We start from the raw sequence: 16,221 nt of genomic DNA, 5'->3' as shown, positions 1-16,221 counted from the left end.
GGAGAAGAAAAGGTCTGAAAGGAGCCAAAGCTACTGGGGGAGCCGAAGCTCCCCCCCAAATTGGTGCGTGCTTTGTTTTTATTGTATCGGGCTTGGTGTTTTTGTTGTTCGACCCGTTCCAGCAGGCATTTCACCTCTGGATATGCCCTCCAATCGAGGGTTAGTAGCAAACGGATTGCTTTGGACGCTGATGGTGCCGTGATCATTCCGTGACCCAACCAGTACTGGCGCTGCTTTGGAAGCAGTTTTTGTTGTTCTCTGCCTGGCTGTGGGGCAAGCCCCAATGGCAACTCCTCTCCAAAAGAATCAGTTAGCTGCGCCTCCGCTGTCTTGTTTTTATTGTGCTGGAGTCGATACGTCTTGTTTTTATTGTGGGGTTCAGCGTTTGTTATTGTTGTTGTGCCGCAGATAAAGCAGATGCCGTGCCAACTTTTGAGATTCCTTGTAAATCAAGGGTTTGCGAAGGGTGGTGGCTGAGCGGTGGGCAAAAAAAAGCCGGGTTTTCGTTACCTTTAAACCCGGCTTTGTTACGTGATGTTAGGCGGGGTAACAGCGCAGGGAACCCTTTGTGTTCCCCCGGTGTCACCCACGCCGGGTGCTCAAGGCCCGGCTGCGGCGCCCGATTTGCGGCGCGGAATCCCCAGGCGCTGACGGCGTTCCCACAGGCATTTGCGGCTGATGCCCAGCTTGCGGGCCAGCTCGGTCTCGGTCATGTGGTCCTGATGCTCCAGCACGAAGTGCTGGAAGTAGTCTTCCAGCGACAGGTCTTCGGTGGGCTCGTGGGCGGTGTTGTTGGCCTGGGACGGAGCGGCGGTTTCGTTGAAGTCCTCTTCGTCCAGGTCGTCCAGTTCGATGTCGATGCCCAGCAGGTCCGCCGAGATGTCCGGGCTCTCGCACAGGATCACCGCACGCTCGATGGCGTTTTCCAGCTCGCGCACGTTACCCGGCCAGTTGTAGTGGCGGATGGCCTGTTCGGCATCTGTCGCGAAGCGCAGGCTGTCACGCCCCATCTGGGCGCACTGGCGCGCCAGGAAGGAGCGGGCGATTTCCAGTACGTCGTTACCGCGCTCGCGCAGGGCGGGCAGCTTCAACGAAATGACGTGCAGGCGGTAATAGAGGTCCTCGCGGAACTGGCCGGTCTTGGCCAGGGTCTTGAGGTCGCGGTGGGTCGCCGCGATCAGGCGTACGTCGACCTTCTGCGACTGAACGGAGCCCACGCGGCGGATTTCGCCTTCCTGCAGGACGCGCAGCAGACGCGCCTGGGCTTCCAGGGGCAGTTCGCCGATCTCGTCGAGGAACAGGGTGCCACCGTCGGCGGCTTCCACCAGGCCGGCGCGGCCAGCGGTGGCGCCGGTGAACGCGCCTTTCTCGTGGCCGAAGAGTTCGGACTCGATCAGGGTTTCCGGGATGGCGGCGCAGTTCACCGAAATCAGCGGTGCCTTGGCGCGGCGGGAGAGGTTGTGCAGCGCGCGGGCCACCAGTTCCTTGCCGGTGCCGGACTCGCCCTGGATGAGCACGGTCGAGTCGGTCGGGGACACTTTGCGGATCTTGCTGTAGAGCTCGAGCATCGGCGGGCAGGAACCGATGATGCCGATCTCGCCGTCGGCGTTGGCGGCTGCCGCCTTGTCGCCGCCACGGCTGGCGCCGGGGCGCTCGCTCGGGGCCGATTTGGCGTCCTGGCGCTCCTTGAGGATGCGAGAGACCGCCTGGAGCATTTCGTCATGGTCGAAGGGCTTGGCGATGTAGTCCACCGCGCCCATCTTCATCGAATCCACTGCCGAGCGCAGGCTGGCGTAGCTGGTCATGATCAGCACCGGGGTGCCCTGGGCCAGCTTGATCAGTTCGGTACCGGGAGCGCCGGGAAGGCGGAGGTCGCTGATGATGAGGTCGAAACCGGGAATGCTGTAGCGCTCCTGGGCTTCCTGGACGGAGCCGGCCTCGCTGACCTGGTACTGGTTACGTTCCAGCAGGCGGCGCAAGGCAGAGCGAATGATGGTTTCGTCTTCGACGATCAGAATATGTGGCATTAATTCGGCTCTCTAGACGGTCTCAGCTCACGGCGGATGTCGCTTCGACAAAACGAGGCAGCGTCACCCGGATTCGGGTGCCGCGCTGGTGCTCGGAGTCGGCCGGGCTTTCGATGGTTATCTGTCCATAATGCTCTTCCACGATCGAATAGACCAGTGCAAGGCCAAGGCCGGTCCCTTTCCCTGGGTCCTTGGTGGTGAAGAAGGGTTCGAACAGGCGATCCATGATCGCCTTCGGAATACCGCTGCCTTCGTCCTCGACGACGAGGTCGACGGTATGTTCCGAAGCTTCGCTGCGCACACGGATGGCGCTGCCCACGGGAGAAGCGTCGCGGGCGTTGGACAGCAGGTTGATCAGCACCTGGGCGAGGCGCTGCGGATCGCCTTCGACGACATGATGCGGATCGCAGAGGTTGAAGAAGTTCACCTCGATGCTGCGCTTGTTCAGTGATAGCAGGCCGATGGCATCCTGAGCCACCTCGGCCAGGCACACCGGCTCGCTTGCCTGCTGGCGGCCGCCGGCATGGGCGAAACTCATCAGCGATTGGACGATACGGGTGACGCGCTTGGTCTGTTCGAGGATCTGGCTGCTGAGTTCCTTGATCTCCGAATCGCCCTCACGCTCTTCTCGCAGGTTCTGCGCCAGGCAGGCGATACCGGTGATGGGGTTGCCGATCTCATGGGCGACGCCGGCGGCCAGGCGGCCGATGGAGGCCAGGCGCTCGGAGTGCACCAGCTTGTCTTCCAGCAACTGGGTGTCGGTCACATCTTCCACCAGCAGCACCAGGCCGCTGCTGCCGGGGGCCAGGGGTTCTTCGATCGCCGCTTTGTGCAGGTTCAGTGCGCGGACCTGGCCATCCAGCGTCAGGCGCTGCTTGTGCAGGTGTTCGTCGGGCAGGTTGATGAAGCCTTCCAGCAAGCCCTTCCAGGGTTCGGTGATGGTGGACAGGCGCGATCCCACGACGCGCTGCGCCGGAATCTCGGTCAGTTCCTCCATGGCACGGTTCCACATGAGGATTTCCTGATCCTTGGCCAGGGAGCAGACGCCCATTGGCAACTCCTGCAGCGTCTGGCGATGGTAGCGGCGCAGGGCGTCCAGTTCGGCGGCCAGGCCCGTGAGGCGCGAGTGGTAGTCCTCGAGGCGGCTTTCGATGAAGTGGATGTCTTCGGTGACGTAGCCCTCGCTGCCGGATTTGTAGGGCAGGAAGGTTTCCACCATGTCCTGGGCCACGCTGGGGCCCATCAGGCCGGAAAGGTTGGCCTCGATCCGGTCGCGCAGGCGGCGCAGGGCGTAAGGGCGGCGTTCGTCGAAGGGCAGGTGGAGGTCGCGTAGCGCCTGTTCCACTTCCTTCTGTGCAGTCTTGGCGCCCAGGGGCTTGGCCAACTGGGTGGCGAACTCCTGGGGCGAGCTGGCCAGCAGCTCACGGCGCTGCGGTCGGCGTACGTTGTCCACGGTGCAAGCTTCGGCGGCGCTGCATTCTTCCGGGCTGGCTTCGGTGAAGAGCGAAACCAGGGTGAAGATCAGCACGTTGGCCGCCAGGGAGGCGATGGCCGCGATGTGCCAGCTGGTGTCGTCGAGTACGTAGATGGCGTTGAACAGCGGCAGGTAGATGCCCTGCAGGTTGCCCACCAGCGGCAGCAGCATGGCGAACAGCCAGACGAGGAAACCCGCCAGCAGGCCGGCAATGAAGCCGCGGCGGTTGGCGGTCGGCCAGTAGAGCACCGAGAGCGCGCCCGGCAGGAATTGCAGGGTGGCGACGAAGGCGACTATGCCGAGGTTGGACAGGTCCTGCTCGGCCCCCAGCAGCAGGTAGAAGCCGTAGCCCGCCATGATGATGAAGGCGATCAGCGCGCGGCGGGTCCATTTCAGCCAGCGGTAGATGTTGCCCTCGGCCGGTGGCTGGTAGAGCGGCAGCACCAGGTGGTTGAGAGCCATGCCGGAGAGCGCCAGCGTCAGCACGATGATCAGGCCGCTGGCAGCAGAGAGGCCGCCGACGTACGCGAGCAGGGCCAGTACCGGGTTATTCACGGCGATGCCGAGGCCCAGGGTGAAGTATTCCGGATTGGTGGTGGCGCCCAGCTTGAGACCTGCCCAGAGAATCAGCGGGATAGCCAGGCTCATCAGCAGCAGGAACAGCGGCAGGCCCCAGCTCGCGCTGACCATGGCGCGCGGATTGAGGTTCTCGGTGAAGGTCATGTGGTACATGTGCGGCATGACGATCGCCGAAGCGAAGAACACCAGCAGCAGGGTCCGCCAGGGGCCTTCCTGTAGCGGGGTGTGCAGGGTGGACAGCGCAGCCTGGTTTTGCAGCAGCCAGAGTTCCAGCTCGCGCGGGCCGCCAAACACTCCATAGAGCGCGTAGAGGCCGATGGCACCCAGGGCTACCAGCTTGACCACCGACTCGAAGGCGATGGCGAACACCAGACCGGCGTGCTTCTCGCGGGTGGCGATATGGCGGGCGCCGAAGAGGATGGTGAAGAGGGTAATGAGCGCGCAGAAACTCAGGGCGACGCGGTTGTGCACCGGCTCGCGGGTGAGGATGCCGATGGAGTCGGCCACCGCCTGGATCTGCAAGGCCAGCAGCGGCAGGACGCCGATGATCATGATCACCGTGGTCAACGCGCCGGCCCAGGTGCTGCGGAAGCGGAAGGCGAAGAGGTCGGCCAGGGACGAGAGCTGATAGGTGCGGGTGATGCGCAATATCGGATAGAGCAGCACCGGCGCCAGTAGGAAGGCACCTGATACCCCGAGGTAGCTGGCGAGGAATCCGTAGCCGTATTGGTAGGCCAGGCCGACCGTGCCGTAGAACGCCCAGGCGCTGGCGTAGACGCCCAGTGACAGGGTGTAGGTCAGCGGATGGCGGATGATCCAGCGAGGGACGAAGCCCCGGTCACTGAGCCAGGCCACGCCGAATAGGGCCAGAAGGTAGGCAGCGCTGATCAGGATCAGCTGGGTGAGGCTAAAGCTCATCAGCATCGCGTTGACTCTGCAGAATGAAGGTCACCACGATCAGGATCAGCCACAGCAGGTAGGGGCGGTACCAGGCGCCGTTGGGGTCGATCCACCAATCCATGATGGCGGGGGAGAACAGGTAGATTCCCACCACCAGGAGCAGGACCAGTCGATAGATGTACATGCCACAAAATCTCGTCGTGTCTGCCGCGATGGTAGCGAATGCACCACCGGCGGGCGAGAGGCTAGCGAAGCTGCGCTTCGGCCAGGGTCCTGGCCCGCGGTATTCGCCCTGCATCCCAGTGGGTGATTCCCCATTCCAGTACTTCGCGAGGGCTGTAACCGGCCAGCTCGACTGGTGGCTCCTGGCCCAGGGCGCGCAGGGCGCGCGTCAGCAGCGGTCCGGCGTTGTCAGCCGGTAATGGCGGCGAGCGGTAGGACTTGCCGAGCTTGTGGCCATCCGGCTGGATGATCAGCGGAACATGTAGATAGCGCGGCTGGCTGAACCCCAGCAATTCCTGAAGATAGAGCTGGCGCGGCGTGGAATCCAGCAGGTCGGCGCCACGGACGATGTCGGTCACTCCCTGCCAGGCATCGTCCAGCACCACGGCCAGTTGATAGGCGTAGAGACCGTCTCGACGGCGGATGACGAAGTCGCCGACTTCCCGCCCCAGGTGCTGGCGGTACTCACCCTGGACGCGGTCGACAAAGTGATATTCCAGCTCCGGCACGCGGATGCGGATGGCCGCGTCGTGCTGCGGGTGCTGGGCATTGCGGCAGATCCCGGGATAGACACCCTGATGGCCTTCCAGTTGTTTGCGCGAGCAGGTGCAGGCGTAGGCGAGCCCCATCTCGTGGAGACGGTCGATCACCTTGGCGTAGACCTCATGGCGATCGCTCTGGCGGACCAATTCGCCGTCCCATTCGAAACCGTAATTCTCCAGGGTATGGAGGATCGCCGCTTGGGCGCCTTCGACTTCCCGTGGCGGGTCGAGGTCTTCCATGCGCAGCAGCCAGCGTCCACCCTTTGCGCGGGCGTCGAGGTAGGAGGCGAGGGCGGCGACCAGCGAGCCGAAATGCAGATAGCCGCTGGGCGTGGGGGCGAAACGCCCGATATAGGCAGGGGACGTCATTGGGGGGCAGGGCCCTATAAAGCGACGGGGCGCCGTTGGCGCCCCGTTTCGGCATCAGGAGCCGAGCTGCTTTTCCTTGATCTCCGCCAGGGTCTTGCAGTCGATGCAGAGGGTGGCGGTGGGGCGGGCTTCCAGGCGGCGGATGCCGATCTCGACGCCGCAGGAGTCGCACCAGCCGTAATCGTTGTCTTCGATCAGCTGGAGGGTCTCGTCGATCTTCTTGATCAGCTTGCGCTCGCGGTCGCGGGCACGCAGTTCCAGGCTGAATTCTTCTTCCTGGCTGGCGCGGTCGGCCGGGTCGGGGAAGTTGGCAGCTTCGTCCTGCATGTGGTGCACGGTACGGTCCACCTCTTCCATCAACTCCTGCTTCCATTTGTTGAGGATGTTGGTGAAGTGAGCGCGCATGCGGTCGCTCATGTACTCCTCGCCCTTGGTCTCTTGGTAGGGCACGAAGCCACGAATCAACTGGCTGTTCTGTTGTTTTGCATTGGTGGGCATGGATGGCCGCCTCTCACTTTCTCTAATCCATTGCGCAGGATTATGGTCCATCGCCGGTCGTACCGGCCCTGCGGCTGCAAGCGGGCGAACTTACCAGATCAAATCCGGGTACGCTACTCCCCGCGTCGCACATGCTGCAGCGTCCAGGGACCATTGGTTAGAATCCTCTCTTTGCCTTAATAAAGGAAGGCCAATGGCCCAGTCCTACAGTGCGCGCAGCCGCGCCATCGAACCCTTCCACGTCATGGCCCTGCTGGCTCGCGCCAACGAACTCCAGGCAGCGGGTCACGACGTGATCCACCTGGAAATCGGCGAGCCGGACTTCACTACTGCCGAGCCTATCGTCCAGGCCGGGCAGGCAGCCCTGGCCGCCGGGCATACCCGTTACACCGCCGCTCGCGGCGTGCCGCAGTTGCGCGAAGCCATCGCCGGCTTCTACGCATCGCGCTATCGGTTGAACATAGACCCAGATCGCATTCTCATCACCCCCGGTGGTTCCGGCGCCCTGCTGCTGGCCAGCAGCCTGCTGGTGGACCCGGGCAAGCACTGGCTGCTGGCCGACCCCGGCTATCCCTGCAATCGCCACTTCCTGCGCCTGGTGGAAGGCGCTGCACAGCTGGTGCCGGTCGGCCCCGAAACCCGTTACCAGCTGACCCCGCAACTGGTCGAACGGTACTGGGATTCCGACAGCGTGGGGGCATTGGTCGCCTCGCCGGCCAACCCTACCGGCACGGTGCTGCACGCCGACGAGCTGGCGGCCCTGTCGCAGGCTCTCAAGGCACGCGGCGGTCACCTGGTGGTGGACGAGATCTACCACGGCCTGACCTACGGGATGGAAGCCAGCAGCGTGCTGGAGGTGGATGACGAGGCGTTCGTGCTGAACAGCTTCTCCAAATATTTCGGCATGACCGGCTGGCGCCTGGGCTGGCTGGTGGCGCCGGCCGATGCGGTGCCCGAACTGGAGAAGCTGGCGCAGAACCTCTATATCAGTGCGCCCTCGATGGCGCAGTACGCGGCTCTGGCCTGCTTCCAGCCGCAAACCCTGGAAATCCTCGAAGAACGCCGCGAAGAGTTCGCTCGCCGTCGCGACTACCTGCTGCCGGCCCTGCGTGAACTGGGTTTCCGCATCGCGGTCGAGCCGGAGGGCGCCTTCTACCTTTATGCAGATATTTCCGCCTTTGGTGGCGATGCCTACGCCTTCTGCCGGCACTTCATCGAAACCGAGTACCTGGCCTTCACGCCGGGCCTGGATTTCGGCCGCCATCAGGCGGGCCACCATGTACGCTTTGCCTACACCCAGGGCCTGCCGCGCCTGGAAGAGGCGGTGCAGCGCCTGGCTCGTGGTCTGAAAACCTGGGCGAGCCGATGAGGTTCTCCCCGGCCTTGGAAGAGGGCAGGCTGCTCAAGCGCTACAAGCGCTTCCTCGCAGATATCGAGACGGCCTCGGGCGAGTTGCTGACCATCCACTGCCCCAATACCGGGTCGATGCTGAACTGCATGAGCGAGGGATGCCGGGTCTGGTTCAGTCGCTCCGATGATCCCAAGCGCAAGCTGCCGGGAACCTGGGAAATCGTCGAGACGCCCCAGGGCCGGCTGGCCTGTGTCAACACGGCGCGTGCCAATGCCCTGGTGGAAGAAGCGCTGCGGGCGGGTGTGATCGCCGAACTGGCGGGCTTCGACAACCTGAAGCGCGAAGTGGCCTACGGGTTGGAAAACAGCCGCGCCGACTTCCGCCTGGATTTCGCCGGCGGTCCGGCCTTCATCGAAGTGAAGAGCGTGACCCTGGGCTTCGACGACACGCCGGTGGCAGCCTTCCCGGACGCCGTGACCCAGCGCGGCAGCAAGCACCTGCGTGAACTGGCCGCGCTGGCCCGTGACGGCGTGCGGGCCGTGCAGCTCTATTGCGTCAATCTTTCGGGTATCGACGCCGTGCGTCCGGCTGAGGAAATCGACCCGGCCTACGCGGCTGCATTGCGTGAGGCAGTCGCCGCAGGTGTAGAAGTGCTGGCCTATGGCGTGGAGCTGACGCCGGAAACCGTGCGCGTCAGCCGTCGCCTCGATGTGAGGCTCTGAGTCTCAGGCTTCGCTCAGGAGCCAGATGCCGTCGGCGTCTTCGCGGCAGTCCAGTGGCTGCAGGACATCGCCGACGCAGGGGCCGGTCACGCATTCGCCCGACTCGATCAGGAACAGTGCGCCATGGGCGGCGCACTGGATCAGGCTGCCGCTGTGGTCGAGGAACTGGTCCGGTAGCCACTCCAGTGGAATGCCTCGGTGCGGGCAACGGTTTTCATAGGCATGGACCTGCCCATGCCGGCGCACCAGCATGAGTTTCAGGTCATCAACGACAAAGCCCCGGCTCTGGCCTTCGGCCAGTTCATCGGGGCGGCAAAGCAGGATCATCGGCATCTCCACGACAGGCGCGCATTATCGCGCGCCGCCGTGGCTTGCCCAAGAGGGGCACGTCCCTGTGCTGAAAGCTGAACGGGGTCAGATCTCCCAGACCAGGTTGACCGAGGCGTTGCGGCCCGGCTGGGTGTAACGGCCCAGGCTGCGGCTGCTGGCGTCCAGCCCCTGGACGTCGCCCCATTGCCAGTACTGCTTGTCGGTCAGGTTGAACAGGCCGGCGTTCACCGAGAGGGCATCGGTGACCTGCCACCAGGTATTGAGGTCGAGGGTGCCGTAACCCGGGGTGGCGAACTGCTCGCTGATGCGCAGGCTGGCGTTGTTCGACTGGTCGATGCGGTCCTTGGCCTTGACCAGGGTCCAGGCCAGGTCACCGCCGAACTTGCCGGAGGGTTCCGCGTAGGCGAGGCCGATCACCGACTTGAGCGGGTCGATGCTATTGATCGGCGCCCCGGTTTCCTCGTTCTTGCCGCGTGCATAGGCGATCGTGCCGAGGAGGCGGGTGCCGGTCGGCAGGCCGAAACTGTCGAGGAAGAGTTCGCCTCGGGCCTCGGCGCCGCGGATGGTCACCTTGTTCAGGTTTTGCGACTGGAAGGTGAGCAGGTTGTTGCCGGTCGGATCGGGGACGGTCACCTGCTCGATGAAGTCTTCATAGCGGTTGTAGAACAGCGCCACGCCGAAGCTGCCAGTGTCGTACTTGCCGCGCAGGCCGATTTCGTAGCTGTCGCTGGTTTCCGGCTTCAGATTGGTGTTGGCGATGGTCTGGTAGCCCATGCCGGCGTTGACGAACTCCCCGAAGATATCCACAGGCTCCGGCGCCTTGAAGCCGGCGGCGTACTGGCCGTAGAGGCTGTGGGCGTCGTCCAGGCGATAGGTGGCGCCGAGCTTGGGCGACAGCTGGTGATCGCTGAAGTTGGAAGGGTTGCGGTCCACCGGGTTGCTGTTCAGGTATTCCGGTGTCACGTCAGGCCTGAGTTCGTAGTAGTCGTAGCGCAGGCCGGGCAGCAGGGTCCAGCGGCCGATCTCGATGCTGTCCTGGGCGAACAGGGCGTACTCGTGGGTAACGGGGTCGGGGAAGTCGCTCAGCGGGAAGGTTTCCGCGCCGAACGCGGGCGGCAGGGGTTGCCCGGTGCTGACGCGGATCTCGTTGCCCTTGCGCAGGTCGCTGCTCTCCAGGCGCTTGAGGTCGACGCCATAGATCAGGTGGTGCTGGGTATCACCCAGGGCGAAGTGCTTGTCCAGCTGGCTATTGAACGACCAGAGCTTCTCTTCGTAGACCGAGTCGCGGGTGCGCAGGCGCTCGAAGGCTGAAGCCGGCGGCACCGGGTTGCGGTTGAAGGCCACCCAGCTGTAGCGGTTTTGGTCGGTCTGCTGGCGAATCTGGCTGTCCTGGTGGTTGAGCTGCCATTTCAGCTGATCGGCAAAGGCCGTGTTCAATTCCAGTTGGTGCTCAAGGCTGATGCGTTCGCGATCGGTGCTGTCCTTGGCGTTGCTGGCGGCGATCAGGGCATTGCTGAACATGCCGCCGCCGAGGGAAGTGGAGGTCAGGCTGGAGGCCTCGCTCAGCACGCGGGTATCGACGTCGTCCTGGAAGCGCTCGTAGGTCAGTTGCAGGCGGTCGTTGCCGGCGTAGTTCCAGCCGATCTTGGCCAGCATGTTGTCGGTGGTGAAGTCCTGCGGGTTGGCTTCCTCGCGGCCGCTGCCCAAGCCGCCACGGCCGCCGAAGGTTTCGGTTTCGTCGCCGGTTCGGCGGCCGAGGTGGAGCACGCCATCCACGACGCCCTGGCGGGCGGCGAAGGTGGCGCTGCGCAGCCAGCTGTTGTCGGCACTGCTGTAGCCGGTCTTGAGGCGGGCATAGGCGTCGTCACCTTCATCCAGGTAGTCGGCGGCATCCTTGGTCAGGAAGCTCACCGCGCCACCGATGGCGTCGCTGCCGTACAGCGAGGACGCCGGGCCACGGATGATTTCCACCTGTTTGACGATGTCCGGGTCGATGTAATTGCGCTGGGCGTTGAGGAACGGGCCGAAGTTGAACGCGTCCGGGACGGACACGCCGTCCACCTGGGTCAGCACCCGATTCCCGCCGATGCCGCGAATGGTGAAGCCGGAGAGGCCGAATCGGCTGCCGGTGCCGCTCACCGAAACGCCCGGTTCATAGCGCACCAGGTCGCGGATGTTGTTCACGTTCTTCTGGTCGATATCGCGCTCGGATTGCACGGTCACCGTGTTCGGCACCTCGTCGAGGCGCTGCTCGCTGCGGGTGGCGGTCACCGTCATGGTGTCGAACTGGGTTGCCGTCTTTTCGGCGGCCAGTGCGAGGGAAGGGCAGAGCAACAGCAGGGCAAGCCCGGATCGACGGGCAAAGGGCGGACGCAGCGCCATGGGGAGGCTCCCGGTAACAAGGGCGTACCAGCAGCCGACATGGGTTCGCCGGAGACTTTCCGGCGTCCTGGCATCCGTTTCCAGCGATATGTCCGCTTTTTCCGGGGCTTTTCCGTCAGGTCTTACTGGTGATCGCAGGTTGATATCGGCGCAGAACCATAATGACGTTGACAGTTAAATGCAAATAATAATCAAATGAATTCGTATTAATAATTGGTCGATCTCGATGCCGCGCTTCCTGCTCAGCTTCGCGCTTGTCCTGGCCCTGCACTTTGGTGTGGGCTGGCTGCTGCATGGGCTCCGAGCAGAGCCAGGCGTGGCCGTGCGAGCTCCCGAGGCGATGCTGATTCAACTGGTGAGCCCGGAACCGGCGCCCGTCCCGAGAGCAGCTCCGAAACCTGTGGCGCGCCCGTTGCCAGCCGCCAGGCCGGCGCAGTCGGTGAAGGCGCCGAGACCCGAGCCCAGGCCCATGGTGACGAGTAAGCCGCAGCCCGCGCCTGCCCGCCCGATGGCGAAGGCAGAGCCTGTGGAGCCGCGCTCCGGAGAAGCAGCAAGTGCGCCGCCAACGAAGGCTGCCGATGCTGTCCCAAGCCACCGCGAGCCGCCGGCGCTCGCCAGTACGCCGGCGACCAGGGCGGCGGACATGGAAGTCTTCAGTCGTGAGCCTGAATTCCTCACACCGCCCAAGCCGCCCATCTATCCGGCCCAGGCGCGCCGTCGCAACCAGCAAGGCCTCGTCCTGGTGGAGGCGCGGCTGGACGCAGATGGCCATCTGCGGGAGCTGAGGCTGCTTCGCTCCTCTGGCGTGGAAAGCCTGGATAGATCGGCCATGGATGCGGTCGCCAACTGGCGCTTCCGCCCTGAAACCCAGAACGGCCTGCCTGTGCCTAGCCGCGTGCACATCCCCATTGAGTTCGCCCTTTCGGCGAGTCGCTGAATCACAAGGAGCTTCAGATGAACCTGCAATCTTCGACCCCCAGCCCGGTTTCACCTCTGTACCAGGCCTGGCAAACCTTGCGTTCCGAGCAGCCGCGCCTGCGCGCGCGGGATGCCGCCCAGCACCTGTCCGTCAGTGAGGCTGAGCTGACCGCCAGCCGCCTGGGCGTCGATACCGTGCGCCTGCGACCGGACTGGGCCAGCCTGCTGCCCGCGCTGGGCGAGCTGGGTTACATCATGGCGCTGACCCGCAACGAGCATTGCGTGCACGAGCGCAAGGGCTATTACCGGGAGGTCTCCGTGGCGGCCAACGGCCAGATGGGCCTGGTGGTGTCAGCCGATATCGACCTGCGCCTGTTCATGGGCGGCTGGGCCAGCGTATTCGCCGTGGCCGAGGAAACCCCGCGCGGTATCCTGCGCAGCATCCAGATCTTCGACCAGCAGGGCACTGCGGTGCACAAGGTGTTCTTGACCGGAGACAGCGAGCTCGCCGCCTGGGAACCCCTGGTGGAGCGCTTCCGCGCCGAGGAACAGAGCGACGAGCTCGAGCTCCGGCCTCAGTCTGACCCCGTCCCGATCCGTCCCGATGCAGAAATCGATGTCGATTCCCTGCGTGAAGGCTGGGCAACGCTGAAGGACACCCACCACTTCTTCGCCCTGCTGAAGAAGCACGGTGCTGAACGCACCCAGGCGCTACGCCTGGCCGGCAGACAGTGGGCCGAGAAGCTGGATACCGCCGAACTGCCGCGCCTGATGGAAGAGGCCGGGGCGCGCGAGGTGCCGATCATGGTGTTCGTCGGCAACCGTCATTGCATCCAGATCCACAGCGGTACCGTCAGCAACCTGAAGTGGCTGGACACCTGGTTCAACGTGCTTGACCCGGAGTTCAACCTGCACCTGCAGACTGCCGGCGTGACCGAGCTGTGGCGCGTACGCAAGCCCAGCACCGATGGAGTGATCACTAGTTGGGAAGCGTTCGATGCTGAAGGTCAGCTCGTCGTGCAATTGTTCGGTGCCCGCAAACCCGGTATTCCTGAGCGGGAAGACTGGCGGGCCCTAGCGGAAAGTGCCCCGGCACTCTGAGTTCGAGCCGCCAAGGGACCATTCGCGTCCCTATCCAGGCCCGCGCCCTGTCAGCACAGGGCGTTGGCTTTCCCGCATTCAGCGATGGAGTTGTTTTCGATGCATCTAGTGGTCAGGCTGGCCAGCCTCTGTGCCGGCATTCTGTTCTTCCACCCGGCTGCTCTGGCGGAGTCCCTGCCCCAGCGCTGGGTCAGCGCCGGCGGTTCGGTCAGTGAATGGGTGGTTGCCCTCGGCGGGCAGGACAAGCTGGTGGGCGTGGATACCACCAGCCAGCACCCCGAGTCATTGAAGGCCCTGCCCAGCATTGGCTACCAGCGACAGCTGGCGGCGGAAGGCATACTCACGCTGCGCCCTGACATCCTGGTCGGGACCGAAGAGATGGGGCCGCCGCCGGTGCTGGCGCAAATCGGCGCGGCCGGGGTGCGGATCGAGCGCCTGGCATCCACCCCTGATCTGCCCACCCTGGAAAAGAACCTCAAGCTGATCGGCGCCATGCTCGGTGCCGAGGCACGTGCCGACCAGGTCTTCGCCGAGTATGGCCAGCGCCTGAAGCGCCAGGCCGAGTGGGTGGCCAAGGTGCAGCAGACGCAGAAGGCACCCAGGGTACTGTTCCTGCTCGGCCACTCCGGCAGCAGCCCGCTGGCGGCTGGCAAGGACACGGCGGCTGCCTGGCTGATCAAGCGCGCCGGCGGGCACAACCTGACCGATCACCAGGGCTACAAGGCCATTTCCAATGAAGCGCTGGCGGCGCTCGACCCCGATGTGGTGGTCATTGCCGATCGCCGCCTGGAAGGTGACGCCGCGCGCGAGGCGTTGCTCAAGCAGAACCCGGCCCTGGCCGCTACCCGTGCCGCCCGCGAGGGGCGCCTGCTCAGCCTGGACCCGACCCTGTTGGTGGGCGGGCTGGGGCCGCGTGTGCCTGACGGCATGGCCGAGCTGTCCGCCGGCCTCTATCCTTCGGCTCCGGCCCTGATCGAGAAAGCCCCGAGCCAGCCATGACTGCTTCCCTTCATTCGCGCCCGCTGTTCATCTTCCTGGGCGTCCTTCTGCTGCTGGCGCTCTGGCTGTCCCTGGCGCTGGGGCCGGTGAGCCTGCCGCTGGGCGAGACCCTTCGCGCGGCGCTACGGCTGGCTGGCTTGCCGTTTTCTGGAGAGGGGCTGGAGCAAGCCGAGCTGATCCTCGGGCAGATCCGCCTGCCGCGCACCCTGCTCGGGCTGGCGGTGGGAGCGGTGCTGGCGCTGTCCGGCGTCGCCATGCAGGGGCTGTTCCGCAATCCCCTGGCCGATCCGGGCCTGGTAGGCGTGTCCAGTGGCGCCGCCCTGGGTGGTGCTGCGGCCATTGTCGGTGGAGCCGCACTGGGCGGCCTGCCGGATGCGTTCGCTCCTTATCTGTTGTCCGTCTGCGCCTTTGCCGGCGGCCTGGGGGTGACCTTGCTGGTCTATCGCCTCGGGCGTCGTGACGGCCAGACCAGCGTGGCCACCATGTTGCTCGCCGGCATTGCCCTGACTGCGTTGGCCGGCTCGGTAATTGGCCTGTTCACCTACCTCGCCGACGACGCCACCCTGCGCAGCCTGACCTTCTGGAACATGGGCAGCCTCAATGGCGCGAGCTATTCGCGGCTCTGGCCGCTGCTGATCGTCACGCTGTTCGTGGTCTTCTGGCTGCCGCGCCGGGCCAAGGCGCTGAACGCCTTGTTGCTGGGCGAATCCGAAGCCCGTCACCTGGGGTTCGATGTGGAACGCCTGAAACGTGAATTGGTGTTCTGCACGGCGCTCGGCGTGGGCGCGGCGGTGGCGGCGGCGGGGCTGATCGGTTTCATCGGCCTGGTGGTGCCGCACCTGGTGCGCCTGGTCGCCGGGCCGGATCACCGGGTCCTGCTGCCGGCTTCGGCCCTGGCCGGGGCCAGCCTGATGCTGCTGGCGGATCTGGCGGCGCGTCTGGTGCTGGCGCCGGCCGAACTGCCCATCGGTATCGTCACGGCGCTGATTGGTGCGCCGTTCTTCCTTTATCTGCTGGTGCGAGGTCGCCCCTGATGCTGCGCGTGGAACAACTGGACGTGCTGCGGGGTGGCAAGCGGGTGCTTGCGGGCGTCGATCTGGAGCTGCAGCCCGGGGAAGTGCTCGGCGTGCTCGGCCCCAATGGCGCGGGCAAGAGCACACTGCTCGGTGCGCTTTGCGGCGAGGTGTCGGCGGCAGCCGGGCAGGTCAGTCTGGATGGACGGGCGCTGGCCGACTGGAGTGGTCCGCAACGCGCGCGGCTTCTGGCGGTGCTGCCGCAAAGCTCAACCCTGAACTTCGCGTTCCGCGTCGAAGAAGTCGTGGCCATGGGGCGCATGCCTCACGATACCGGCCGGGAACGGGATGCCGAAGTGGTCGCCGAGTCCCTCCAGGCAGCGGACGCCAGCCACCTGGCGGGCCGCAGCTATCTGGCGCTCTCCGGTGGCGAGCGCCAGCGGGTACATCTGGCGCGGGTGCTGGCGCAGCTTTGGCCGGGTAGTGCGGGACAGATACTGTTGCTGGACGAGCCCACCTCGGCGCTCGATCCATTGCACCAGCACACTACCTTGCAGGCCGTGCGCGCTTTCGCTGATCGCGGTGTGGCGGTGCTGGTGATCCTCCATGACCTGAACCTCGCGGCGCGTTACTGCGATCGCCTGCTGTTGCTCGCCGATGGCCGGCCACATCTGTTGGGTTCGCCGGAGCAGGTGCTCCAGGCTGAACCCCTCAAGGCGGTTTTCGGCCTGGAGGTGCTGGTGCAGCGCCATCCGGAGCGGGGTCATCCCCTGATCGTCGCTCGCTGAATCGAA

Annotated in this window: 14 protein-coding genes; 7 read left to right on the top strand and 7 right to left on the bottom strand. The window is 64.8% G+C overall.

Annotated features, from left to right (window positions below):
- Positions 1-599: 599 nt before the first annotated feature.
- The 5 genes from E8E91_RS08865 to dksA form a co-directional block, all read right to left on the bottom strand.
- On the bottom strand, positions 600-2,027 hold the full coding sequence (locus E8E91_RS08865) for a sigma-54 dependent transcriptional regulator (protein ID WP_280375440.1): 1,428 nt from the start codon (positions 2,025-2,027) through the stop codon (positions 600-602).
- A 22-nt stretch (positions 2,028-2,049) separates the two neighbouring features.
- Positions 2,050-5,004, bottom strand: a complete 2,955-nt coding sequence (locus tag E8E91_RS08860) for a sensor histidine kinase (RefSeq protein WP_280375439.1) — start codon at positions 5,002-5,004, stop codon at positions 2,050-2,052.
- A complete protein-coding gene (locus tag E8E91_RS08855) occupies positions 4,988-5,164 on the bottom strand; it encodes a hypothetical protein (protein WP_003095129.1) in 177 nt (58 codons plus the stop codon). The genes E8E91_RS08860 and E8E91_RS08855 overlap by 17 nt, the downstream gene beginning before the upstream one ends.
- 61 nt (positions 5,165-5,225) lie before the next feature.
- Positions 5,226-6,113, bottom strand: coding sequence for a tRNA glutamyl-Q(34) synthetase GluQRS (gluQRS, locus tag E8E91_RS08850; RefSeq protein WP_280375438.1), 888 nt, complete (start codon positions 6,111-6,113; stop codon positions 5,226-5,228).
- Positions 6,114-6,167: 54 nt separating this feature from the next.
- A complete protein-coding gene (gene dksA / locus E8E91_RS08845) occupies positions 6,168-6,611 on the bottom strand; it encodes an RNA polymerase-binding protein DksA (RefSeq protein WP_028630036.1) in 444 nt (147 codons plus the stop codon).
- Between the two features lie 193 nt (positions 6,612-6,804).
- Here dksA and E8E91_RS08840 point away from each other — a divergent pair, with 193 nt between their 5' ends.
- Both E8E91_RS08840 and sfsA read left to right on the top strand, forming a co-directional pair.
- On the top strand, positions 6,805-7,980 hold the full coding sequence (locus tag E8E91_RS08840) for a pyridoxal phosphate-dependent aminotransferase (protein ID WP_280375437.1): 1,176 nt from the start codon (positions 6,805-6,807) through the stop codon (positions 7,978-7,980).
- Positions 7,977-8,684: a DNA/RNA nuclease SfsA gene (gene sfsA, locus E8E91_RS08835; protein WP_280375435.1), complete on the top strand. Its 708-nt coding sequence runs from the start codon at positions 7,977-7,979 to the stop codon at positions 8,682-8,684. Before E8E91_RS08840 ends, sfsA begins: the two co-directional genes overlap by 4 nt.
- Before the next feature lie 3 nt (positions 8,685-8,687).
- On the opposite strand, the gene E8E91_RS08830 is transcribed toward sfsA, so the two are convergent.
- Both E8E91_RS08830 and E8E91_RS08825 read right to left on the bottom strand, forming a co-directional pair.
- Complete coding sequence (locus tag E8E91_RS08830) at positions 8,688-9,011, bottom strand: Rieske (2Fe-2S) protein (protein WP_226282651.1); 324 nt, start codon at positions 9,009-9,011, stop codon at positions 8,688-8,690.
- 87 nt (positions 9,012-9,098) lie between these two features.
- Entirely contained in the window at positions 9,099-11,396 is a 2,298-nt protein-coding gene (locus tag E8E91_RS08825) for a TonB-dependent hemoglobin/transferrin/lactoferrin family receptor (RefSeq protein WP_280375434.1), read from the bottom strand.
- A gap of 643 nt (positions 11,397-12,039) precedes the next feature.
- On the opposite strand from E8E91_RS08825, the gene E8E91_RS08820 reads away from it, so the two are divergent.
- From E8E91_RS08820 to E8E91_RS08800, 5 genes are all read left to right on the top strand, one after another.
- Positions 12,040-12,333, top strand: a complete 294-nt coding sequence (locus E8E91_RS08820; RefSeq protein WP_280364909.1) for an energy transducer TonB — start codon at positions 12,040-12,042, stop codon at positions 12,331-12,333.
- 17 nt (positions 12,334-12,350) lie between these two features.
- Positions 12,351-13,415: a ChuX/HutX family heme-like substrate-binding protein gene (locus tag E8E91_RS08815; protein WP_280375433.1), complete on the top strand. Its 1,065-nt coding sequence runs from the start codon at positions 12,351-12,353 to the stop codon at positions 13,413-13,415.
- 99 nt (positions 13,416-13,514) lie between these two features.
- The gene (locus E8E91_RS08810; RefSeq protein ID WP_280375432.1) at positions 13,515-14,414 is read left to right on the top strand and encodes an ABC transporter substrate-binding protein; all 900 of its coding nucleotides are present in this window, start codon (positions 13,515-13,517) and stop codon (positions 14,412-14,414) included.
- Positions 14,415-14,464: 50 nt separating this feature from the next.
- Positions 14,465-15,448, top strand: coding sequence for an iron chelate uptake ABC transporter family permease subunit (locus tag E8E91_RS08805; protein ID WP_280375498.1), 984 nt, complete (start codon positions 14,465-14,467; stop codon positions 15,446-15,448).
- Positions 15,448-16,215 (top strand): heme ABC transporter ATP-binding protein, encoded by a 768-nt coding sequence (locus E8E91_RS08800; protein WP_280375431.1) that lies wholly within the window; start codon positions 15,448-15,450, stop codon positions 16,213-16,215. Before E8E91_RS08805 ends, E8E91_RS08800 begins: the two co-directional genes overlap by 1 nt.
- The last annotated feature ends 6 nt before the right edge of the window (positions 16,216-16,221 follow it).

The organism is Pseudomonas sp. BN515 (assembly GCF_029873155.1).
In the GTDB taxonomy this organism is placed as follows: domain Bacteria; phylum Pseudomonadota; class Gammaproteobacteria; order Pseudomonadales; family Pseudomonadaceae; genus Metapseudomonas.
The sequence above is the reverse complement of the archived record's forward strand: the minus strand, read 5'-3'. Positions and strand labels throughout refer to the sequence as shown.